Origin of the sequence: Paraburkholderia kirstenboschensis (assembly GCF_904848585.1) — a bacterium.
Lineage (GTDB): Bacteria > Pseudomonadota > Gammaproteobacteria > Burkholderiales > Burkholderiaceae > Paraburkholderia > Paraburkholderia kirstenboschensis.
Genome location: NZ_CAJHCR010000005.1, coordinates 124,884 through 147,149, shown reverse-complemented (window position 1 = coordinate 147,149; position 22,266 = coordinate 124,884). Strand labels below are relative to the sequence as shown.

The following is a 22,266-nucleotide window of genomic DNA, read 5'->3' as shown; positions in this document are numbered from 1 at the left end:
GTACAAGGTGTGCCCGGTTTTTGCTTTTAATGTCGGCATGCCCTGCCGGGGCCTGCCGAGACGCTTGGCGGCGCAGAGCGCTTCGCGGGCAACTCGTTGCATGCTGCTTTGTGTTTACCCGGGTTGCGTCTCTTAACTTGTTGCCGCTACGCGGCGGAGTACACCATGGACCGTATCGATACCGTTCGCCTCGCCAGTTTCTGCGCCGCCGCCGATGCGGGGACACCTCGCGCGGGTATGCCCTGGGGTGCGCCTTCAGAAGCGCCATCCGCCGGCACGCTGCCGAAGCGCATGGACATCGTGTTCATCGAAAACTTTATCGGTCAGACGATTATAGGTATCGACAGCAGCGAGTTGCACGTGCCGCAGCCCGTGCGGATGAACCTCGCGATCGGTGTGCCCGCGATTCGCGCCTGTACGACGGATCGCATCGAGGACACCATCAACTACGCAGCGGTGCGCAGCGCGTTGCATGCGTTGCTGGAGTCGCACGGTGTGCGGCTACTGGAAGCGCTTGCTGAAGCGGTAGCCCGCCTGCTGATTACCGATTTCGGCGCGCACTGGGTGCGCGTGTCGCTCGCCAAGCCGGCCAAATTCGACGACGTCGCGGCGGTCGGCGTGCAGATCGAGCGGCAGCGCAGCGATATGCCAAAAGCAAGTGGCCTCGCGAGTTATGCGTCGCTTGGCGAGGGGCTGATTCCGGATTGAACCCGCGAGGCCCGGACCACGCTGCATCGTCCGGGCGAAGCGCCACGTCTGCCGGCGGCGGAACGGCATGCGCCGCGCCCGCTTACAGCACATGTCCGCTATTTCGATGCCGCGGTTTTATCGTTGCCGAGTCCGCAACTCCGGTAGGCGTCCGTCTGCAACGCGCGAAATTTCTTCGTCTGCGCTTTCGCGTGGTCGACGCGGAACTCCGAGCCGCCTTCGCCGCCGAGCGTCGCATACTTCGCGAAGGTCGACTGATCGACGAACTCGTCATACGGGAGCGCCGTCGCCATTTTGTCGATCACGCACGAGCACTTATAAACGTTCGCGAAATCGTGCCCGTTGTCGTCCATGCAGGAGAGCACGTATTCGACGCGTCCCTGGGTCGGGTAGTTGTAGCCTGCCGACGGGGCCGGCGTCTGTTGCGTATCGCCGTCCGCCCAGGCGAGCGGCGCGGCAAACGCAATGCAGGCACAGGCCGCCAGCGCGCGACATCGTTGGGTCATCTCATGCCTCTGTGAGAGCAATTGCACGATGGCATCATGCAAGGCCCGCGCCTTCCCGTCTTGCGGCTGTGTCCGCGCGGGCCGCGAGCCATCAGTTCGGGGCAAACGGATGCGCGACGCTGCTCTTCTTCGACACGACCTCCGCGGCGCTCGGTTCGCCTTTGACCGCGCGCTGGATCGCCTCGCGCGTCGCCTTGTAGTTGTACTCCTGAATCTTCTTGTCGTCCTCCGCCTGCCAGTGAATGAAGACGCCGACACACAGGAACAGGTCGTCCGCCTCGTCCTGCGGGATCGTGCCGTCCTCGACGCTGTCAGCGACAGCGAGCGCGACCGCATGCTGCGCCGGCCCGAACATCTGCACCGCCTGCTTCGCACCCTTGATCGTCACCTTGTTGAAAAGGATCGTGTTCGGCTTGGTGAGCAGGTTTGGCGCAACGACCGCGAGGAGCGATGTGAAGCCGTCCTTATTGTTGGTTAGCGCATTACAGAATGCGGTTTCCGCAGCGGAACCTCGCGGTCCCATCAGCAAGTCGATGTGAGCGACCTCGTTGCCGTCGCCGACGAGCGACTCGCCTATCAGGACGCGGTTGATCTTGGCCATGCTGTTCCTCCGATGAGTGGAATGGGGACTTGCCGACTGACTGAACGCCGCCTGTGACGGTCCTGGTCCGCGATCGCCTGGGCGGCGGGTTGATGCACGGTGGCACTAACTAACAGAATCCGTGCCAGTGCGCGGCGCGTCAGGCTCGCGTGGCGCGCCGCTTGCGGTATCGGGCTCTTCGAGGCAAAGCGCGACGAACAGGGTAGCCACCGTCAGGTCCGCGCTGGTGCCGGGATTGATGGCGGCGGCTTTCATTTCGGCATCCCATGCATCGAGTTGCTGGCTGCCCGCGACCGTGCCCGCTTGCGTGAGCGTACGGCGCCATTGCGCGTGCCGCTCGCGTGCCGTTCGCGTGACACTCTGCGCCACGCCGAGCCCCTGCTTACGCACAATGTGCGAGTCGGGCCACGTGCTCAGGAACGTGAGAAACACGTTCAGCGTGGCGATGCGCGGATCATCGGCCGGAACTTCGCGCCACGCGGCGAGGCCGGTTTCGAAAATGTCGCGAAAGCCCTCGGCATACTGTCGCGCGATGCTGTCGCGCGCGGCGGCGAGCGCCATTGCAGCGCGCAGGGCGACTGTCGGCGCATCGTGCACCGATTGCTCAGGAGCCTCGCCGAGACCGCCCGGATTGGCGAGCGCGATCGCGCGGTATGCGAGGCGGGAGTCGTCGATGTCGAGGCGCGCGAGCACGCGCTCGGTCGCCGCGTGCCACGCCTGGGCCGACAGCGGGCGCGCGGTTTCTTCGAGCGCTGCGGCGAGAGGCGCGACCAGCAGCAGGATGCCCAGGTTCGTATTGCAGCCGACCGTGGCGCGCGTGCCCGTTACAGCATCGAGCAGGCGCTGGCCGACCGGCATGCCGCGCGCGAACAGCGCGTCGGCGGCCGCGTCTGCGCTTGCGATGAACTGCGCCGCGCTCATGCCGTGGCCTTCGCTATCCACGCTGACGTTGCCTGGTTTCGGCGTTTCGACGTCCAGCCGGCAGGCTGTCAGGAAAGCCGCGCGAGCCTGCGCGGAGTCGGTGGTGGATCGGGCAGTGTTTATATCGGCGGGACCGCCCGAACCGCTCGAACTCGCCGCGCACATGTAGCCGCTCGGGCCCGGCGTGCGCAGAAAACCCGAGAGCCGCTCAGCCATGGCGTCCATGCAGCGCGACCACCGCCTCGCCGGTCTGCGCAAGTTCGCCGCGCTGCGCGGGCAGCTTGCGGAACAGCAGATCGTCGGCGAGCGCCGCTGCAATGTCGATAGACGTCACCGATTGCAGGCCGCGCCATGCCGCCACGCCGTTGACCTCCAGCACTAGCGGACGGGCGGCATCGCGCGGATCCGGAATCAGGTCGACGCCTGCGTAGTCGAGCCCGAGCGCCTCGGTGGCGCGCACCGCCGTTTGTGCGAGCGCGGTGTCCAGCTCCGCCGCCTCGCACGTCGCGCCCTGCGCGAAGTTATGAATCCAGCCTTTGCCGCCGATGCGCCGCATCGCCGCCACCGCGCGTCCGCCGATCACGAGCACGCGCCAGTCGAAGCCCGGCCGGCCGCCGTCGATGAAACGCTGCAAATACGCTACCTGGCTGTATGGCTTCAGCGAAGGGAGCGGCGCCAGCGCGCGCGGCGGCGTGCTGCGAGAGCCGAGCCGTTTGAGCCCATGGCCTTGCGAGCCGAACAGCGGTTTGAGAACGACCTGGCGCCCGGCTGCGGCCTCGCGCATCAGCACACGCTGCGCGAATGCCGCCGATTCGCCGGCCCACGTCGCGGGCGTGGGCACGCCGTGGCGATGCAGCAAAAAGCTTGTCATCGATTTGTCGACGCTGCGTTCGATCGCGCGCGCGTCGTTGTAGACCGGCACACCCGATTCGCGCAGCGCATGCAGGATGCCGAGCCGCAATGTCACCTGCTCGAAAGTGCCGCCCGCGATGCCGCGCACGAAAACCGCGTCGGGCAGCCCATGGCCGAACCCCGGCAGCACGAGCCCATGCGGCTCCCATGTCGTGTCGATGCGGCAATCGGCGAGGTCGATGCAGCGCGCCTCCACCCCGCGCGCGCGAAACGCTTTTTTCAGGCGCCCGGTGTGCCAGCCGGTTTCGTCGGTCATGATCGCAATGCGGAGCGGCGCTGGCGCGCTGCGCGTGTCGGTGCCGCTGCCCATATTGGCGTCCGTGACCGCGCAGGCGCCGGGCAAAGGCAGACTCATGGTTTGCCGCTCCATTGACCGTGCAGCAAATCCGCGTCGACGGCGCCGCCGTGATAGGTCGCGCCGCTTTCGAGGCTGCTTACCCACACTTCGGCCGGCGCGAACAGCGCGGGGTCGATCTGGTAGAAGTCGTAATTGAACGATGTGAAGATATCCGCGAACGGCCGCCCATAATCGCGCGAAGTCGACGCGGGCAGTTCAGCGGCGAGCCGCCGTGCCACCGCGTCGTGCTTCACGGTGAGATGCACGCGGCCGCCGTACAGGATCGCGTCGTTGGTGCGGCCCATCGCCTGAATGCCGTCCGGCGCGGGCGGCGGCAAGGGCGCGGAGCCGCCGGCTTCCACCACCTCGTCCAGTGCGACGCCGAGCACATGCGTTTTGTGCAACGCAACCTCCACGACCCGCGCCACCACCTGCACCGTTCCCGCGACAGACTGTGTCGGCGTGGTGACAAGTGTCAACCGCTCGGGCGCGAGGCCGCAGTCGTGCAGCACCTTGTCGATGACGACCTGCGGCGGCAAGCGGTCCACTTCGAGCACGAGCACGCCGCGCTCGTGACGATCGCGATAACCGAGTTCGGCGAAGAGCGGCTCCTTCACCGCAAGCGCGCGCGCCGGGCCCGAGCCTAGGGAAAAGAACTTCTTGCCGCCGGTCTGCTCCTTGGTTGCAGCGAGGCTCCATCCGGCATATTGACTGGCGAGGCAGGCGAGCACCGGCCACGACGTGCGCACTTCGATCGTGCTCGGCCACAGCGGCCTCGCATCCAGGCTCTCGCGCACGGTCACGTGGCCGAGGCCGCCCATGCAGATGCGCGCGATCAGCACGCCCGCCGCGATGCTGCCGGGCGCAGCCACGCCCGCGTCGACGAGCACCGTGCCGTTCGCGGTGCGGCTGATCGCGGCGCCGAAACGAGGGGCGTCGTCGACGAGACGAGCGACGAGACGTTCGCTGAGCGCGTTGACGCTGAGCGCGGCGGCATCCGCGAGCGGCGGCCTGGGTTCGTCAGGAGTGGCAGTGGATGAAGGCAGGGTCGGGCTCATAGCAGGGCTCATGGCAGGTTTCGATTCGTTGCAGCACCAGCGCGTGCTGTGCGTCGAGCGCATGCCGCACCGCGTCCACCGAAGCCGCGCGCACGATGAGCGTACACACGGGCTGGCCAGCTTCGACCCATGTGCCGGGCAGCGGCACGTCGCGGCAACGCGGATCGCGCATGCATGCATCGCTGAACGCTTGCGAGACCGTGAACGGATGCGGCGCGAACAGCACGTGTTGACCTGCGCGCCACGTCGCACGCGCGGGCTCGGCGGGCAGACGGCCGTGACGGCAGGCGTCGATATGACTCGCGACGAGGCCGCGCGCCCACGCATCGGGCGAGGCCGTTTCGTAAAGCGTCATCGTCGATGAAGGGCGTGTGTTGATTTCGAGCAGTTCGAACGAATCGCCGTCGAGCAAAAAGTCGCAGCTATTGATGCCGGTAAGCCCGACGCGCGCGCACAACGCGGCGATTGCCGCCCGCACGCGCACCTCGACATCGGGCGGCAGATCGATTGGGCCGATGGACCCCGCATGCACGAACGGCAAGCTGCCCATCGTGCACGTGAGTTGTTGCGCGAAGCCGATCACGCGTGCGCTGCCGCGCGCGCCGATGAAGAGCGCCGACATCGCGCGGCCTCGGCGTTGGCGCTGGAAATAGACTTGCGCGGGAACGCGTGTGCCGGCAACCGCTGCGAGCGTGGCGAGTGGCTCTACGTGCGTTCCGCCGCAGCCGTCCGCGCGTTTTACGAGCCAGCCCTGCGGCGCGGCGGGGCGCGTGAAGGCGACCGGCGGATGCGGAATGCCGAGTTGGTCGAGCAGTGCAAAGAAGCGCCGCGGCTCGCGCACGGCGGCGCTGGCGTCGACAGAATTGCCGATAAAGCGCGGCAGGCCCGGCGCGCTGCACAACTGCGCGACGAACGGCTCCAGCCCGCTGCCGTCGATCCAGCCGATCATCCCCGGCAGGCGCGCGCTGCGTTGAAGCGCGTCGGTGAGCCGCGCGGCGTCGATCGACAACGGGCCGCCGCCGATGTCGAACCACAGTTCGGAGGCCTCGCGCGTATCGCGGTCGCCGAACACGTCGAGGGCGACGACCCGCAAGCCTGCACGTGCGGCAGACTGCGCGAGCATCCGCGCCGATAGCCCCGCCACCGCGACGAACGGCGCACGCGCTGGAGATGGACGCGTGATCATGGCTGGTGCTCCCGCACGGCTCGCCGCTCAACCAAGACCGGCCGCGACGGCGCGCGCCTCGTCGAACGCTTGCGGAAAACTCAGGTAGACGGGCTTGCCGCCCGTGCGCATCCGCGTGAAAAGCCGGTGTTCCACCTGATATTTGACGTTGCCGATCGCCAGTGCGCCGATGCCGATCGCGCCGCCCGCGGTGGGCACGCCTTCGATCGGCTTGCCGTCGTTCATGACGTTGACGCCGGCAATGCCTTCGGGCGGCACCGCGTTGACATCGGCGGCGATCAGCAGATGGCGCGCATGTTCGAGGTCTTCGCGGGTCACCACCTGCACGCCCGCAACCGCCGTGGCCAGCACGATCTCGGCCTCGCCGAGCACCGCGCGCAGTTCGGCGGGCGTCGCCGTGCCCACGCCTTTGGTCATGATGCCGAAGCGTTGATTCAGATCGTCGCTGACCCGCACCGCGCGCGTCTGGTCGCTGTGGCTCCCGATCGACACGTCCGCGCCGAGCGAAGCCGCCATCGCCGCCGCCACGCGCCCGACGGCGCCGGTGCCGCCGAGAATCAGCACGCGCTTGCCGCCCAGTTCCATCCCGTACGCCTTGCCCAGATGCCGCTCGGCCAGCGCGACCAGCGCGGCGGCGGTCGTATACGCGCCGCTCGGATCGGCGAACACGGACACCTCGAACGGCGGGACCATGGCTTTGCGCGCAACGTCGAGCATGTCGGCGGCGAGCATCACATCGCGTCCGCCGATGAAGATGCCGGTGCGTGCCACGCCTTTCGGGCCGCGCGAAAAGATCGCGTCCTGTGTGAGGTTGGAGACCATTGCGGCGTCGACGTTGCAATACGGCACGATGATCTGATAGCCGGCGTCGGCGGCCATGTTGACGTCGAACGGACTCATCTGCGGCGTGGCCGTGAACATGTGCAGGATGTAGGGCCTTTCAGCGGGTTTTTCAGTGGTGTCGGACATGGCAGGGGGCTCGTTTCAGTGGCGATGTCATGGCTGCGCAACGCAAGGGCTAACGGGTTGCCGCGCGTGGGCGCATGGGCATAGCGGGTGCGTGCCGAATCGATGTCGCGTGTGCGGCGCCTGTTGCATGTGCCGCTTGCGTCGCGTGTGCCGCGTGGGCGTGCGCGGCCCTTTCGCGAGCCCGCCATTTACAGGCCGTGCATTCGTGGACGCTGCATTTTCAGGCGCCAGTTCGCTGGCCGCCCGGTACGTAGCTCGCAGCGCGGAATAAAGGCACGTCATGCGGCGTCGATGCGCCGATGCTGGCGCGCTTCGGCGGAGCGCACCGTCGCGCCGCGATTGCGCCCCGCCACGATCGCGCATTCGATATGCGGCATGCCGCGCGTGGCTTCGCGCGCTGCGGCGAGCGCGCCTTCGGCGTCGCGCGCGCTGCCGACGATCGCAAAGCCCGTCGGGCCCCACGAACTCTGGCCGATTCCGGCGGTGCGCTGCGCGGCCACGGCGCGCAGCGCACGCTCGACGCCGGGGCTCGCGAACACGCCGCCCTGCACGGGCGCGAAGTATTCGCCGATGGTCTGCTGCATCTCGGTCAACCCATGTGCGAACGGGACGATGTTGCGCTCGGCGGCGCCCGGCAGGATCTTCATCAGCACAAGGTGGCACAGATGCGCGGCAAGTTTCTGCGGGAACGGCGCGAGCGCGGCAAGCCCGCGCCGTTCGTCGGCGCCGTGCAGACCTTCGCGCGCATTGTCGCTGACGAGCAGCACGCGCCAGTCCTCGGGAAACGGCTGGCGTGCGAGCAGCGGCGGCACGCCCGGATGCAGATCGCCCGACGGTCCGCCGTCCACCAGCAGGCCGCCCGAATCGAAGCCGAGCACGCCGATGCCCGAGCGCGCGCCGCGCCCGAGCAGGCTCGCGAGTTCGGCGCTTGGCGCGACGTGGCCGAGCAGCCGGACGAACGCCATGCCGACGGCGAGCGCCAGTTGCGTCCCCGATCCGAGGCCGGTGTGCGCGCGCGGCGTCTGCGTGACGTCGATCGCGACGGGCGTCGGGTCGTACGCGGAATGCAGCCGTTCGAGACATACCGCGACGCGCTCGCGTTCGGCCTCCGACACCGCACCGTCGATGCGGTCGCGTTCTGCGAGCCGCGCTTCGACGCGAGTCCCGCCGCCGTCGATCACGAGTCCGACACTGCCGAACGCGCGTCCGAGCGACGCGTTCGGGTCGAGAAAGCCCAGATGCAACCGCGCGGGAGCGTCGACCGTCACGGTGGCGTCAGGCGGAAGGCGGCGAACGTGAAGCTGCATCGCAAGTGTCCTTGTTCGGGCGTGATCCGGTGTGGATCGAGCAGGGCCAGCCGCACACGGCGCCATGGCGACGGCGCGTGCCGTCGCGCGGCGGCCGGCGCACGACGTCAAGCGAAAGCCGTACCAGGGAGATGCGGGGACGTCCGCTTTCAGACGCATCAGCCGCCCTTGCTTTCGCCAGACGCGCTTTAGCCGCCCTCGGCTGCTCCCTCCGCTTTCGGCGCGTCGTACTTGATGTAGCGAAAGCGCTGGTCGCCGCTCGGCGTGCCTTCCAGCGGGCCGCCTTCGGTGGCCGGCTGCCACTGGATGAACGACTCGATCTTGCTCGCGAGCGCAAAGTCCTTGTCGGTGATGCCTTTCGCCGAGTGCGTCTTCAGCTTCACGATCACGAATGCATAGGAGACCGTCAGATCAGGGTGATGCCACGCGGCTTCCGCGAGATGACCCACTGCGTTCACCACCATCAACGTTCCCTTCCAGCCTTCGGTGCGGTATTTGCGCCGCAGCCAGCCGTCTTCCACGTACCAGTGCTGAAGCGGGCCGACGAGCCGTTGCTGGATCTCCTCGTCGGAATAGACCTTTTCGGTGTTTGCCATGATCGCTTCTCCGCGGATGTTGGTTCGATCGATAACACTCATGTTGCGCTGCAAATGACGCACCACCGGACGCACCACCGGACGCACCACCGAACGCGCCCTGCGGCGCGCGAACCCGATGCAGCGCTCTGCGAAGCGCTTCCTCCGCGGCCTGCGACGCGACGGACACGCTTCGTATCGGGCAATGACACAGTATGTGCCACATGGCTCGATTAAGTGGTGTGACGGCGTGACACCACTTAACCATGTCTCGCGCGATTGCCGTTTCATACAGCCTGCACACGGCAACGCCAACGGTGCCCGAGGCACGCCGCGCGGCTTGATGCGCTGTGCCCGCGCGGCGTTTGGGGGCCGGCTTGTCGCTGCGAATGCGGCTCGTGCCGCTGCGAAACCGGCATGGAATATGCGTTGGCCGTCATGCGCCGCAAACCCGACAACGATTGGGAATGGCGCTGATCGTTACCCTGCATCCGTGGAGGGCGCGCCCGGTGCGACGAGGTAGCGTGGGTCATTCGTGAGTTGAACAGCAAGACCATTCTGGAGGAGACATGAACTTACGCACCACGGTTCTTGGGCTCGCGATCCTCGCGTCGGCAGCCATGAGCTCTATCGTTGCACAGGCCGATTCGCAGCTCGACGGGCTCATCAAAAGTCCGTCGAACTGGGCGGCGCAGGCAGGCGACTATGCGAATCACCGCTATAGCCCACTCAAGCAGATCAACGAGAACAACGTCGGCAAACTACAGGTCGCGTGGACCATGTCGACCGGCGTGCTGCGCGGCCATGAAGGCGCGCCGCTCGTGATCGGCGACACCATGTATATCCACTCGCCGTTCCCTAACAAGGTTATTGCGATCAACCTGAAGGATCAAACATTCCTCTGGCAGTACCAGCCGAAGCAGGACGATTCGGTTGTCTCCGTGATGTGCTGTGACACAGTCAATCGCGGGCTCGCCTATGGCGACGGCAAGATCTTCCTGCAACAGGCCGATACCAAGCTCGTCGCGTTGAACGCCAAAACGGGCGACGTGGTCTGGACCGCGCAGAACGGCAACTCGAAAGCCGGCGAAACCAACACCAACGCGCCGCACGTTTTCGGCGACAAGGTGCTGACCGGCATCTCGGGCGGCGAGTTCGGCGTGCGCGGACGTCTGATCGCGTATGACATCAAGACCGGCAAACCGGCCTGGACCGCGTACAGCACGGGTCCGGACAAGGACATGCTGATGGACCCCGACAAGACGATGACTTACGCCGACGGCAAGATGGTGCCGGTGGGCGCGGACTCGTCGCTGAAGTCCTGGAAGGGCGATCAGTGGAAGCTGGGCGGCGGCACCACGTGGGGCTGGTATGCGTGGGATCCAAAGCTCAACCTTGTCTACTACGGCACCGGCAATCCGGGCACATGGAACCCGACGCAACGTCCGGGCGACAACAAGTGGTCGATGTCGATCATGGCCCGCGATCTGAATACCGGCATGGCGAAGTGGGTCTATCAGATGACGCCTCACGACGAGTGGGACTACGACGGCGTCAATGAAATGATCCTGTCGGATCTGACGATCGACGGCAAGAAGGTGCCCGCCATCGTTCACTTCGACCGCAATGGCTTCGGCTATACGTTGAACCGCGAGAGCGGCCAACTGCTCGTCGCACAGAAGTTCGATCCGGCTGTGAACTGGGCCGACAGCGTCGACCTGAAGAGCGGCAAGCCGATTCGTAACGCGGCGTATTCGACGCAGGCAGCGGGCTCGGACCACAACGTGAAGGGCATCTGTCCTGCAGCGCTCGGCTCGAAGGACCAGCAGCCCGCAGCGTACGACCCGAACTCCAGCCTCTTCCTCGTGCCGACGAACCACGTTTGCATGGACTACGAACCGTTCGATGTCGACTACGTGTCGGGTCAGCCGTATGTGGGCGCGACGCTGTCGATGTATCCGGGTCCGAACGAGAACAACGCGATGGGCAATTTCATCGCCTGGGATGCGGCGAAGGGCAAGATCGTCTGGTCCAAGCCGGAGAAGTTCTCGGTGTGGTCGGGCGCGCTCGCGACCGCCGGCGGCATTGCGTTCTACGGCACGCTGGAAGGCTACCTCAAGGCGGTTCGCATCAAGGACGGCAAGGAGTTGTGGAGATTCAAGACCCCCTCGGGGATCATCGGCAACGTGTTTACGTACCAGTATCAGGGCAAGCAGTACGTCGGCGTCTACTCGGGCATTGGCGGCTGGGCCGGCATCGGCATGGCGGCCGGACTCGAGAAGTCGACGGAAGGTCTCGGCGCGGTGGGCGGTTATCGCGAGCTCGCGAAGTACACGGCGCTCGGCGGCACGCTCTTCGTGTTCGCCATTCCTGGCGGCAACAGCTGAGCGCAGGATGGTTCGAATCGCGCGGCCGGCTCGCTCCTGGTGAAGCACCGGGGCAGCCGGCGGCGCGGGTTCGGTCAAGCCAGTTCAATGCGGGTTCAACCACGAGTTGCATACGAGTTACCGGGGCCGCGCGCTTGCAGGAGATGCAGCGATGCGTCGATGAAATGCATCGAGGCGCGGCTCTATCATCAGGAGACATCTGTATATGAAACGCCGATCAATCTTGTTGCGGGCGGCACTGCCCGTCGTTTTTGTCGTGCTGCCTGTCACGTACGCCCAGACCAATCCCGCGATTGCCCAGGTGGCGTACAAGGTGGTCGACGGCAGCAAGGTGGACACCAATACGTTGCAAGGATGGAAGACCTGGCGCGCGCTTGCATGCGAACGCTGCCACGGCGCGCAGCAGCAGGGCATGGTGGGACCCTCGCTCGTCGAAGCATTCAAGACGCTTGATAAGAACGAGTTTCACCGCACGGTGTTCGGTGGGCGGGTCGACAAGGGCATGCCCGACTTCAGTTCCAGCCAGATGATGCAAAAGAACTGGGAGAACCTTTACGCCTATCTGAAAGGGCGCTCCGACGGGCAGATCAAGCCCGGCGATCTGCAGGCCATCGACGCGAAATAACGCCGGCGGCACAACTTCAGGAGGTGATCGATGCGTCATCGCAAACTAATGCGTGCGCACGCCGCGCTCGTGGCAGGCGCGCTTTGCTATGCGGCGCTCGCAAGCGGCGCGGTACGCGCCCAGGGCGAGGCGGCGCTGCCGAACAACGACGGCGCCGACGGCGTTCTGCGAGTGTGCGCGGACCCGAACAACATGCCCCTGTCGAACAACAAGGGCGAGGGTTACGAGAACCGCATCGCGAGCCAGATGGCGAGCGACTTCGGCTACAAGCTCGAATACACGTACTTTCCACAGCGCATGGGGTTCGTTCGCCACACGCTGCGCGAGAAGGTGGCCGACAGCGAGCGCTACAAATGCGATCTGATCATCGGCGTGCCGAAAGGCTACGACCTGACTTCGACGACGCAGCCGTATCTGCGCTCCACCTATGCAATGGTGTTCAAGAAGCGGCCCGAGCTGGCCGGCATCAACACGCCGGACGATCTGCTCAAGCTGCCGCCGGATCAGTTGCACAAGCTGCGCTTCGGCATCTTCTCGCAGACGCCGGCTGTCGACTGGCTGCTCGCTCATAACCTGATCGATCAGGCGGTGTCGTATCAGGTGCAAAGCGGCGACCCGCAGGAATATCCCGGCCAGATGATCGAAAAAGACCTGCAGGCGGGCAACGTCGACGTCGTGTTTCTGTGGGGGCCGATTGCGGGCTACTTCGCGAAACGCTCCGGCGATTCGGTGAAGCTCGTGCCGTTTCCGGCCACGCCGGGCATCCGTTTCGACTATACGATCTCGATGGGCGTGCGCTACGGCGAGAAGGCGTGGAAGGACAAGGTCGATCAATGGATCGGCGCGAACCACGACAAGATCGACAGCATCCTCACCAGCTATGAAGTGCCGCTTCTAAAGCCCGTCGATGCGCCGTCCGGCAAGCCCGCGGACGCATCGCCATGACGGCGGTGCGAGCCGGTGTGCGACGTGAATGGAGGCGCAAGCTCGCGGCGGGCGCCGCGAGCATCGCGTGCTTAACGTGTTTCGCGTGTTTTGCGTGTTTCATCGGCGATGTGCACGCGGCCGCGCCCGCCGCAGGCAGCGGCGAGATTTCGTCCGCCGAGCGGCTTATCTTCACGACCGATCATCTGCATGGCGTCGCGCAGCAAACCGAACTCGACTACGCGCTGCTCAGTTCCGACCCGCCCGCGCGCGGGACCGACATCGTCAAGGTGCTGGTAACGAGCCCGGACAACGCGAAGGGCGACGCCCAGGTGTCCGATCACAGCGGAGCCGTGCCGTTGCCGAACGGCGGCTTGCAGTGCAACCCGGTGATCATCTATTTCCTCGAGCGCGACATCGCCGAGATGGAGCAGTTGACGGGCGGGCAACGGCGCTATTTCCAGCAGCGGTTGCGGCTCGCGCTTGCCGCCGGCCCGAAGATCGAAACGGTGACGAGCCAGATCGACGGCAAGCCGGTGAAGGCTCAGCAGATCGTCGTGCAGCCGTATCTGGACGATCCCAATGCCGAACGCTTCGCGCAATACATCGCGAAGCGCTACACGTTTCTGATCGCGCCTACCGTGCCGGGCGAGGTCGCGCTGATTCGCACGGAGGTGCCCGGCGCGAACAACGACTTCGCACATCCGCTGCATAGCCGCACCCTCAGCTTCCAGGCTGCGTTGCGCAAGCTGCCGCCGCCGGGGAATGCTCCTAACGTACCGAACACACCGAACACACCTAACGCGCCGCATTCGCCGAACGCGCCCGTCAAGCCGTCGAACGCGCCGCGCGCGAGCCGGTAGCGGACGCGCGGCCGTGAACTTCATCCGCTCGCTCACGCTGCGTCAATTGCAGATCTTCGTCGTGGCGAGCCGCTATACGAGTTTTGCGCGAGCCGCCGAAGAATTGCATCTGACGCAGCCCGCGGTGTCGATGCAGATTCATCAGCTGGAGGAGGCGGTCGGCCTGCGCCTCTTCGAGCGGATTGCGCGCAAGCTCGCGTTGACCGAGGCCGGCGAAAAGTTCAGCCATCATGCGAGCCGGATTCTAGGCGAGATCAAGGACGCGGAAGACGCGATGAGTTCGCTCAAGCAGGCGGATAGCGGCTCTATCGCGGTGGGCATCGTCAGTTCCGCGACGTATTTCGCGCCGAAGCTGCTCGCAATGTATTCGCATCTCTACCCGAAGGTCGACGTGCACTTCTCGGTGGGCAACCGGGATGCGTTGTTGCGCCTGCTTCAGGACAACGCGATTGACCTCGCGATCATGGGACGCCCGCCGCCGGAACTCGATACGACAACAGAGCCGCTCGCATGGCATCCGCAAGTAGTGATCGCGCCGGTTGATCATCCGCTTGCGGACGCGCGGCGCTTCGACTTGCAGGAGTTGCGCGGCGACACGTTTCTTCTACGAGAACCCGGCTCGGGCACCCGCATGGCCGCGGAGGAAATGTTCCGGCAGCATCTGTTCACGCCCGCGAAAGTCGTCACGCTCGGCAGCAATGAAACGATCAAGCAGGCGGTGATCGCGGGGATGGGCGTGAGCCTCATTTCGCTGCATACGCTGCTGCTCGAATTGCGTACGAGAGAGCTTGCATTGCTCGATGTGAACGGCACGCCGATCGAGCGCACATGGCAGATCGTGCATTTGCGCGCCAAGCAGCTTTCACCGACCTGCATGATCTTCCGGCAATTTCTGCTGGAACAGGCCGCGGCTTATCTGGAGCGCGAGTATGCGGTATTCGTACGGCCGCCCGGCAAGCCGAAGGTCCTCATACCGGCAGTCGACGATGCTTCCGCGTGACTCGCATTTTTGCTGGCGGCGCAGTGTGTGCCAGCCATAGGAGATTGCACCGATGGGTTCCAGCGAACAGCTTCAGGACTGGCGTCTGCATGCGCTGCAGATCGAGGAGGAAGTCGCGAGCGCCGTGATAGGCCAGGCGCAGGTGATCCGGCTTATCACCGTTGCGTTGTTCGCGCGCGGGCATGTGCTGCTCGAAGGTGGAGTCGGTGTCGGCAAGACGACGGTGCTGCGCGCGTTTGCGCGTGTCGTGGGCGGCGAGTTCGAGCGCGTGGAAGGCACGATCGACCTGATGCCGGGCGACCTCGTCTATCACACGTATGTCGATGCCGAGGGCAGGCCGCGTATCGATCCGGGTCCGCTTCTGCGGCACGGCGAGGGTCTCACGACATTCTTCTTCAACGAAATCAATCGCGCGCGTCCGCAGGTTCAGTCGCTGCTGTTGCGCGCGATGGCCGAGCGCTCCGTCTGGGCGTTCGATCGCGAATACCGCTTTCCGCACATGACGGTGTTCGCGGATCGCAACAAGGTCGAGAAGGAGGAAACCTTCGAGCTCGCCTCGGCGGCACGCGACCGTTTCCTGTTCGAACTGGGCATGCCGACACCCGACGACACCGACGTGCGGCGCGCGCTGGTGTTCGATGCGGATTATCACGACGTCGACCGGCTGCTCGCGCGGCTTTCTGCGGCTATCGTGCCGTGGGAACAGTTGAACCAGGTGGGCGCGGCCATTCAGCACAGCGTGCAGTCCAGCGAAACGATCGAACGTTATGTGCTGGACATCTGGCAGGCCACCGAAACGCCGCAGCGCTTTGGTATCGCGCTCGACGGCGTGGACATAGAGCGGCTCATTCTGGCAGGCGCGAGCCCGCGCGGCATGAGCGCGCTGTTGCGCGCGGCGCGCGTGGTCGCGTGGCTCGCGGGCCGCTCGCATCTGATTCCCGAGGACATCCATGCGGTGTTGCTGCCGGCGCTCGGGCACCGCGTGTTCTTCACGCCGATCTACGAATTGCGTCGTCAGGAGCTCGCGGAGGCGCTGACCGCGCAGATCGTCGACAGGCTTGCAGTGCCCTGAGCCATGAAAGAAATAGCGGAATTTCATTACCGTTTGCCGATGCGTTCGTCGGGGTTTCGTCCCGGTTCGCATCGCGGATCGAGCTTTGGTGCTGGCCAGGAATTCGCAATGCATGGCCGGCTGTTCGACTATCCGGATCCGCGTCGCATCGATCTGCGGGCAAGCGTGCGCGCGGCCCGTTCCGAGTGGCTCGTGCGGGTGCATTTGCAGCGCGCCGCAGTGCCGGTTCAGGTGCTTGTCGATGTGTCGGCGTCGATGCGCTTCGGCGAGCGCCAGAGCAAGTTGCAGGTGGCTGCGGACTTCGTCGAAGCATTGGGATACAGCGCTTTTCGCGTCGGCGATCCATTGGGGATGCTTGCGTTCGATAGCCGCGCGCGCGACGACCTCTTCATGCCGCCGCGCTCCGGGCGCGGCATCGGCAATGTGCTCGCCACGATGCTGCGCGATAGCACAGGGGCGGGCACGGGCACAGGCGCGGCCAAGGGCTCGGGCAGCGGCAGCGCCGAAGCGTTGCAGCGCGTTGCGTCGACGCTCGCGGGCCGTCAGGCGCTGGTCTTTCTCGTCTCCGATTTCCATTGGCCGCTTGCAGCGTTGCCAGCGGTGCTCGATCTGCTGGTGCATGCGTACGTGGTGCCCATCGTCGTGTGGGATGCTGCCGAGATTGCGCCGCCTGCGGGCGGTCCGCTGCTTGCGGTGAGGGACGCCGAGTCCGGTGCGCGGCGCACGCTCTGGTTGAGCGCCAGCGCGCGCCAACGTTGGCATGAAGGCGTTGCGCGACGCCGCGCGGAACTCTCGCGGATGTTCGGCAACCGCGCGATCCAGCCGTTCTATATCGAAGGCGCCTTCGATCCGGAAGCGATGTCACGCTATTTTCTGGAGGCGGTCGCATGAGAGCAGATAATTTGACGCGCCGCCTCCCGACCGCCCTCATGCTCGCTGTTTCGCTGATGCCCGCGCTGATGCCGTCGACCAACATCGCAGCGGCGAGCGGCGCGGCCTTTCAGCCGACGGTTCAGGAGCCGCGCGCATTCGGCTATCTGCTCGGCGACGTCCTCACGCAACGCGTTCTGCTGAAAGATGGCGGTTACGATCTCGGCACAGTAACGCCGCCTTCGCTCGGCCGCACCGATGCGTGGCTCGAACGCCGGCGGGTTCGTAGCGAAACCGACGCCGACGGCCGCCAGTGGATGGCGATCGACTACCAGGTCGTCAACGTGCCGACGACGCTCATGCAGATTGCGTTGCCCGCGTTGTCGCTGACGTCGTCCTCGGGCGCGACGCTTCAGGTCGGAGAATGGCCGCTCAGCATCGGTCCGGCGACGCCCGCGAATCCGTTCAATGCCGGCGACCTGCAAGCGATGCGTCCGGACCGGCAGGCTCCTGCGGTGCCTACAGCGCCGCTGCGGCGACAGGCGGGCTTCGCGCTTGGCTTGCTCATGCTGAGCTTGCTGTCGTGGGCAGGCTGGTGGCTGTGGCGCAACGCGCGCGAGTCGGCGCGTCTGCCGTTTGCGCGCGCCTGGCGGGAGTTGCGGCGCGTGCAGCGCAAGCCGCGAGCGAGCGAGCCGCACGCGGACGCATCTGCGCAGGCATGGCTTTGCCTGCATCGCGCGCTGAACGAAACGGCGGGCCACGTGGTGCATGCGGGCGCGCTGTCGGGCCTCTTCGTTCAAGCGCCGTATCTGCAACCGTTGCGCGCGCAACTGGAGCAGTTTTACCGGCAATCGTCTGAGCGCTTTTTCACGCCCGCGTCCTCGGGCGACGCCTATCCGCTGCGGACTCTGTGCGAGGCACTGTATCGCGCGGAGCAACGCCATCAGCGATGAACGATATGGCGCTCGACTTCGCTCACCCGTGGCTGCTTGCGTTGCTGCCGCTCGTGTTGCTGCCGCTGTTGCCCCGCCGCGCCGACACGCTCGCGTTCTCGTGGATCGCATGGCTGCCCGACGATCGCGCCGGGCGATGGATCGGCGCCGTCGCGCAGGGCAGTGCGGTGCTGGCCATGCTTGCGATCGTCGTCGGTCTGGGCGGTCCTGGGCGCTCGCCTCGGCAAGTAGTGCGCACGGGCAGCGGCGCGCAGATTCTGATTCTCATGGATCGCAGTGCCAGCATGGACGAGCCGATGAACAGCAAAGGTGTCGAGGTGAGCGCGGGCGAATCGAAGAACAGGGTGGCGCGCGCTTCGTTGACGCAGTTCGTCGCTCAAAGGCCGAACGACCGGCTCGCATTCATGATGTTCGGCACGAGTCCGTTGCTTGCAATGCCGTTCACCTACGACCATCGCGCGATCGACGCGGCTATCGCCGGTACTGCGGTAGGGCGCGGCATGCCCGATACACAACTCGATCTCGGGCTGCTCACGGCAATCGGCGAATTCAATCAGCAGCATTCGTCGAGCCGCCGCGCGATCGTGCTCGTCTCGGACGGCGGCGCGAAGCTCGACGCTCGCGAGCGGCAGTTGATCGAGGACGGCCTGCTTCGCAACCAGATTGCGCTTTACTTCATCTATTTGCGCAGCAGCGTTTACAGCCCCGATCTCAATGCGGCCGTACCTGCGAGCGAATCTTCCGCCGAAGCTGAACTGCACCGTTATTTCCTGTCGCTTAAGACGCCTTATCGTTTGTTCCAGACCGGTAACGCAAAAGCAATGAGGGACGCGATGGCCGAGATCAACCGGCAGCAAAATGCGCTGACTACGTTCATGGAGCGTTTGCCGCGCGAGGACTTCAGTCCGTACTGCTTCGCCGTCGCGCTCGCAAGTTGCGTGCTGCTGATGGCGTTGCGGCTCTTTCAGGTGCGGGTGTGGTCGTGAAGCGCGCGTCGGTACATATTGTCTTCGGGGCTGTGGCGCTGTGCTGCGCGGCGGTAGCGGCTTATGACTGGATCGAATTGCAGCGTGCGGAGCAGGTGAATCGGACGGTTGCGGCTACTGTCGTCGCGAACAAAGCGGCGCCCAAAGATGCGCAGCGCGGCGTTGCCAGTACCGACGATGCACCCCAGGTCAGGCTCGCGCGTGCAATCGCGTTGTCGAAAGACGGCGCCTACGATGCGGCGGGGCCGCTTTTCGAGTCGCTGATTCGAGAGCAGCCCGAGAGCGAAGTCGGACGGGCGGCGCTGTTCGATCTTGGCAACCTGTACCTGCGCCAGGGAATCGGTCATAGCCCTTCCGGCGCGATCGAATCGCTTGCAATGGTCGAGGAAGCCAAGGCGCGCTACCGCAGCCTGCTGCGCATCGCACCGGACGATTGGGATGCGCGCTACAACCTGGAACGGGCGTTGTGGCTTGCCCCGGAAACGCGTTCCGCGTCAGGAGCGCCTGACGTCAAGGAGCAGCACGACGTCAAGGTGCGCGATCCCGAAAGCAAGGATTTGCCGTGAGCTTGGGTGCACAAACGCGTGGTTTTCTCGCAGGCCGTCACTGGATGACGCCAGCGGCGCTCGTACTGCTGATTCTCGCGCTCGCCTTGCCGCCGGTGGCGTTGCCGCGCGACACGTCGAGCTATGTTGTCACGTTCGATATCACGCAGAGCATGTATGTCGAGGACGTCGTGCTGAACGGCGCGCCGGTGAGCCGTCTCGCGTTCGCGCGCGCCGCGATGCGCGATGCACTCGGTCAATTGCCGTGCGGCTCGAAAGTCGGCTGGAGTGCGTTCACCGGACAACGGAGTTTCCTGCTGGTGGCGCCCGTCGAAGTCTGCGGCAACTATGACGCGCTGCTGTCGTCGCTGGATCGGATCGACTGGCACATGCGGTGGACGAACTACAGCCGTATTGCCGAAGGCGGTGTGTATTCGGCGGTTCGCGTGGCGCAGGAGATCGGCGACAGCACGGCCGTGGTGTTCGTGACCGATGGACAGGAGGCGCCGCCGCTGCTGCCCTCCGATGCGCTCAAGCAGGATATCAATCCCGCTCACGTGAAGGGCTGGTTGATCGGTGTCGGTGGCGATCAACCGGCGCCCATTCCGCGCAGCGATGCCCGCGGAAATCGTATCGGCTACTGGCAGGCGGACCAGGTGGTACAGATCCCGCAGATGCATGCGTCCGCGACTCATGCGGCTAGTCACGAGGAATTGTCGGCGTTGCAAGGGCACTATCTGAGTTCGGTGGCCGGGCAGGTCGGTTTCGGCTATGGGCGCCTCGTCGACGCCGCGTCGTTGCGCGACGCGCTGCTCGATGCGCGGCTCGCTCACCGTGAAAGAGTGCCGACCGATTTGCGCTGGTGTCCCGCAGTGCTCGCGCTGCTGCTCCTCGTCTGGCGCTTCATGCCGGATACTGCCGTGGTTTCCGCGTCGATGCGCCTGGGCGCGCGCCTGTTTCGTCCGGCGCGACGCGCTCGCGCAGATAGGCCACCTCTTGCTGGCAACGCGCGAACGGAGGCCACTCGGAGCGAGGGATCAGCCACAACGTATCCATGACAGGTGTGCCGCGTTCGACAACGCTAATCGCTTCTCGCTGCGGATACGCTTCCCATCGTCCCCGCGACTCGTTGCAGCATGCTCATCGGACCAAGCTTCCTGATGGTGTCCATTTGCGTTTCGTCACGCACGAAAAGCGATCCGGCAAACCCTAACGCGTTGATCGAAATGCCCTCGCTGCGTTCGGCGCAGCGAGGCACGAGCATCATCCATCGCGTAGTGACGAGCAGGTTATAGGGTGCCGATTGCAACGGCTCACCGTTGACATCGACAGCATGCAAGCCGGCCGCAGCGAGCAGAGACATGTACCGCTCGAATGCACTGCGCGCCAGTTCCAACGGACGCGTTGCAAGCGCCGGATCGAAGCCGACAAACGCATGCGCAAAGGCGAGCCCCGGCACTGTGCCGACGGAGCCGTCCATGCGTGCCGCCGCAATGAGCGGTTCTATCGGCAGCTCTGGCGCACTGTCATCGAGCGGCAACGGTGCGATCTGCAAATGTTTATGAGGCTGACTCGCGCCGGCTTCCGGGCCGCCGTTGTAAAAACCGAGGCTCTCGAACTGCGTCATGCAAGCGAATAGCGCGCAGAAGTCGGCGAGATTCAACAGGGCTTGCTGTAGCTCGAAGCGACGCGTAACGATCAGAACGTGGTGATCGATAACGTTGAATTTATTGAGCAGGACGAGATGTGTGTCGGAGATGTCGGCGACGAACAGATCCGGGTCATAGGGCAGGAAAGGGTTGGACGCGCGAGCGCTGGACGATCCGGCTTTGCGCTGCTGCTCGTCCTTTTCTTTGCGGGCGAGGCTCGAGATTTGCCGGACCACAAAACGCACGCCGCCGTCATCGATGGTAGTGCGGCTCGTTTGTATTGGAAGCAGCGCGCCGCAATCGAGCGCATGCGCGGTTTGGCGCACGATAGCCGGCCACAAGGCGCCGGATGACCCGGAAAGGGACGTGTTCATCGAAAGAGGCGAGCCCTGTTCGCACGACATGTAGCTTCCTTTATACACTCAGCCGACATATCTCGCCCGACGAAGATCCCCGCCTGTCGCCGTTCTGGGCTGCGATCTAGCGCCTCAGTTCTGCAATGATCTTCTCCGCGAGAAAATCGCATGGCGGGCGTTTCGATGCCGTGCTTCGCGCGAGCACGACTTCGAGCGCCGCGATTTCGGGCAGCCCCTGCGCATGACCGAGCAGCGCGAAATGCGCGGGTACGGCGCATTGTGCGAGCGGAACGATGGCAAGGCCGGCTTCGGCCATCGACACGAGGCCCATCAGACTCGGGCTTTCATACGAGGTCCGGTAGCTGATCTTCGCGTGTTCCAGGCTGCGGATCGCATTCTCACGCGCGACGCTGCCGGGCAAAAACACGGCTATCGGCAACGGCCTTTCTCGCCAGATGTCGTGTGCGCTCGGCGACGCCGCCCAGACCATCGGCTCGAGCCGCAAAAACTCGCCTGACAATCCCTTGACCCGCGTCGCGCACACGAGATCGACGGAGCCGTCCTTCACCATGGGCGCGAGCGCGACGCTCGGCAGACCGACCACCCGGATCTCGACCTTCGGATAGGTTGCGGAGAATTTTTTGAGGATCGGCGGCAGCAGCGAGGACGCGTAGTCGTCCGGCACGCCGATACTCACACGGCCCGTCACGTCGGGCCGAACCACGGCGGCCCAGGCTTCGTCGCGCAACGCCAGCATGCGCCGCGCGTAAGCGAGCAGCACTTCGCCGTCTTGTGTCGGTACGACGTTTCTCGGCTTGCGCACGAAAAGCGGCTTGCCGAGCGCGGTTTCGAGCGTCTTGATCTGCATGCTCACCGCCGACTGCGAACGGTGCACGACTTCCGCCGCGCGGCTGATATTGCCGGCGTCCGCCACGGCGACGATCATCGTCATCACA

General features: G+C 65.2%; 23 protein-coding genes. 12 read left to right on the top strand and 11 right to left on the bottom strand.

Features of this window, described 5'->3' with window-relative positions; translation table 11 throughout:
- Nucleotides 1–165: 165 nt before the first annotated feature.
- Complete coding sequence (locus JMY24_RS16095) at nucleotides 166–708, top strand: dihydroneopterin aldolase (RefSeq protein WP_128598641.1); 543 nt, start codon at nucleotides 166–168, stop codon at nucleotides 706–708.
- A 98-nt stretch (nucleotides 709–806) separates the two neighbouring features.
- Here the strand turns inward: JMY24_RS16095 and JMY24_RS16090 are convergent, their stop codons facing one another.
- The 9 genes from JMY24_RS16090 to JMY24_RS16050 form a co-directional block, all read right to left on the bottom strand.
- A complete protein-coding gene (locus tag JMY24_RS16090; protein ID WP_128598640.1) occupies nucleotides 807–1,214 on the bottom strand; it encodes a hypothetical protein in 408 nt (135 codons plus the stop codon).
- Nucleotides 1,215–1,305: 91 nt separating this feature from the next.
- The gene (fae, locus tag JMY24_RS16085) at nucleotides 1,306–1,815 is read right to left on the bottom strand and encodes a formaldehyde-activating enzyme (RefSeq protein ID WP_128592084.1); all 510 of its coding nucleotides are present in this window, start codon (nucleotides 1,813–1,815) and stop codon (nucleotides 1,306–1,308) included.
- Nucleotides 1,816–1,920: 105 nt separating this feature from the next.
- Entirely contained in the window at nucleotides 1,921–2,961 is a 1,041-nt protein-coding gene (locus JMY24_RS16080; RefSeq protein WP_413231250.1) for a triphosphoribosyl-dephospho-CoA synthase, read from the bottom strand.
- The gene (locus JMY24_RS16075) at nucleotides 2,945–4,003 is read right to left on the bottom strand and encodes an ATP-grasp domain-containing protein (RefSeq protein WP_413231249.1); all 1,059 of its coding nucleotides are present in this window, start codon (nucleotides 4,001–4,003) and stop codon (nucleotides 2,945–2,947) included. The genes JMY24_RS16080 and JMY24_RS16075 overlap by 17 nt, the downstream gene beginning before the upstream one ends.
- Nucleotides 4,000–5,043, bottom strand: a complete 1,044-nt coding sequence (gene mch / locus JMY24_RS16070) for a methenyltetrahydromethanopterin cyclohydrolase (RefSeq protein WP_201702407.1) — start codon at nucleotides 5,041–5,043, stop codon at nucleotides 4,000–4,002. The genes JMY24_RS16075 and mch overlap by 4 nt, the downstream gene beginning before the upstream one ends.
- Complete coding sequence (locus tag JMY24_RS16065) at nucleotides 5,006–6,229, bottom strand: ATP-grasp domain-containing protein (protein ID WP_201702405.1); 1,224 nt, start codon at nucleotides 6,227–6,229, stop codon at nucleotides 5,006–5,008. The genes mch and JMY24_RS16065 overlap by 38 nt, the downstream gene beginning before the upstream one ends.
- A 27-nt stretch (nucleotides 6,230–6,256) precedes the next feature.
- Nucleotides 6,257–7,198 carry an NAD(P)-dependent methylenetetrahydromethanopterin dehydrogenase gene (locus JMY24_RS16060; protein ID WP_201702403.1) on the bottom strand — a complete coding sequence of 314 codons (942 nt, stop codon included), beginning with the start codon at nucleotides 7,196–7,198 and terminating at the stop codon, nucleotides 6,257–6,259.
- Nucleotides 7,199–7,476: 278 nt separating this feature from the next.
- On the bottom strand, nucleotides 7,477–8,505 hold the full coding sequence (locus JMY24_RS16055; RefSeq protein WP_201702401.1) for a beta-ribofuranosylaminobenzene 5'-phosphate synthase family protein: 1,029 nt from the start codon (nucleotides 8,503–8,505) through the stop codon (nucleotides 7,477–7,479).
- Between the two features lie 188 nt (nucleotides 8,506–8,693).
- Nucleotides 8,694–9,101 carry a 4a-hydroxytetrahydrobiopterin dehydratase gene (locus tag JMY24_RS16050; protein WP_128587233.1) on the bottom strand — a complete coding sequence of 136 codons (408 nt, stop codon included), beginning with the start codon at nucleotides 9,099–9,101 and terminating at the stop codon, nucleotides 8,694–8,696.
- 599 nt (nucleotides 9,102–9,700) lie between these two features.
- Between JMY24_RS16050 and JMY24_RS16045 the strand changes: the two genes are divergently transcribed.
- The 11 genes from JMY24_RS16045 (at nucleotide 9,701) to JMY24_RS15995 (ending at nucleotide 20,363) form a co-directional block, all read left to right on the top strand.
- On the top strand, nucleotides 9,701–11,467 hold the full coding sequence (locus tag JMY24_RS16045) for a methanol/ethanol family PQQ-dependent dehydrogenase (protein ID WP_394365157.1): 1,767 nt from the start codon (nucleotides 9,701–9,703) through the stop codon (nucleotides 11,465–11,467).
- A 205-nt stretch (nucleotides 11,468–11,672) separates the two neighbouring features.
- On the top strand, nucleotides 11,673–12,092 hold the full coding sequence (locus JMY24_RS16040) for a c-type cytochrome (protein WP_128587234.1): 420 nt from the start codon (nucleotides 11,673–11,675) through the stop codon (nucleotides 12,090–12,092).
- A 30-nt stretch (nucleotides 12,093–12,122) separates the two neighbouring features.
- The gene (locus JMY24_RS16035) at nucleotides 12,123–13,037 is read left to right on the top strand and encodes a substrate-binding domain-containing protein (RefSeq protein WP_201702399.1); all 915 of its coding nucleotides are present in this window, start codon (nucleotides 12,123–12,125) and stop codon (nucleotides 13,035–13,037) included.
- Nucleotides 13,034–13,879, top strand: a complete 846-nt coding sequence (locus JMY24_RS16030) for a hypothetical protein (protein ID WP_128598697.1) — start codon at nucleotides 13,034–13,036, stop codon at nucleotides 13,877–13,879. The genes JMY24_RS16035 and JMY24_RS16030 overlap by 4 nt, the downstream gene beginning before the upstream one ends.
- A 13-nt stretch (nucleotides 13,880–13,892) precedes the next feature.
- Entirely contained in the window at nucleotides 13,893–14,879 is a 987-nt protein-coding gene (locus JMY24_RS16025) for a LysR family transcriptional regulator (protein ID WP_128598696.1), read from the top strand.
- 52 nt (nucleotides 14,880–14,931) lie between these two features.
- On the top strand, nucleotides 14,932–15,951 hold the full coding sequence (locus tag JMY24_RS16020; protein ID WP_201702397.1) for an AAA family ATPase: 1,020 nt from the start codon (nucleotides 14,932–14,934) through the stop codon (nucleotides 15,949–15,951).
- A 3-nt stretch (nucleotides 15,952–15,954) separates the two neighbouring features.
- The gene (locus JMY24_RS16015) at nucleotides 15,955–16,842 is read left to right on the top strand and encodes a DUF58 domain-containing protein (protein WP_201702395.1); all 888 of its coding nucleotides are present in this window, start codon (nucleotides 15,955–15,957) and stop codon (nucleotides 16,840–16,842) included.
- Nucleotides 16,839–17,774 (top strand): calcium incorporation protein MxaA, encoded by a 936-nt coding sequence (locus tag JMY24_RS16010; RefSeq protein WP_201702393.1) that lies wholly within the window; start codon nucleotides 16,839–16,841, stop codon nucleotides 17,772–17,774. Before JMY24_RS16015 ends, JMY24_RS16010 begins: the two co-directional genes overlap by 4 nt.
- The gene (locus JMY24_RS16005; protein WP_128596158.1) at nucleotides 17,771–18,760 is read left to right on the top strand and encodes a vWA domain-containing protein; all 990 of its coding nucleotides are present in this window, start codon (nucleotides 17,771–17,773) and stop codon (nucleotides 18,758–18,760) included. The genes JMY24_RS16010 and JMY24_RS16005 overlap by 4 nt, the downstream gene beginning before the upstream one ends.
- Nucleotides 18,757–19,326, top strand: coding sequence for a tetratricopeptide repeat protein (locus JMY24_RS16000; RefSeq protein WP_128596160.1), 570 nt, complete (start codon nucleotides 18,757–18,759; stop codon nucleotides 19,324–19,326). Before JMY24_RS16005 ends, JMY24_RS16000 begins: the two co-directional genes overlap by 4 nt.
- A 44-nt stretch (nucleotides 19,327–19,370) precedes the next feature.
- Nucleotides 19,371–20,363, top strand: a complete 993-nt coding sequence (locus JMY24_RS15995; RefSeq protein WP_128596159.1) for a vWA domain-containing protein — start codon at nucleotides 19,371–19,373, stop codon at nucleotides 20,361–20,363.
- A gap of 23 nt (nucleotides 20,364–20,386) precedes the next feature.
- Here JMY24_RS15995 and JMY24_RS15990 read toward each other — a convergent pair whose 3' ends face one another.
- Nucleotides 20,387–21,358, bottom strand: coding sequence for an ATP adenylyltransferase family protein (locus JMY24_RS15990; RefSeq protein WP_128596157.1), 972 nt, complete (start codon nucleotides 21,356–21,358; stop codon nucleotides 20,387–20,389).
- Between the two features lie 76 nt (nucleotides 21,359–21,434).
- Nucleotides 21,435–22,256, bottom strand: a complete 822-nt coding sequence (locus JMY24_RS15985; RefSeq protein ID WP_201702555.1) for a LysR substrate-binding domain-containing protein — start codon at nucleotides 22,254–22,256, stop codon at nucleotides 21,435–21,437.
- Nucleotides 22,257–22,266: the final 10 nt, after the last annotated feature.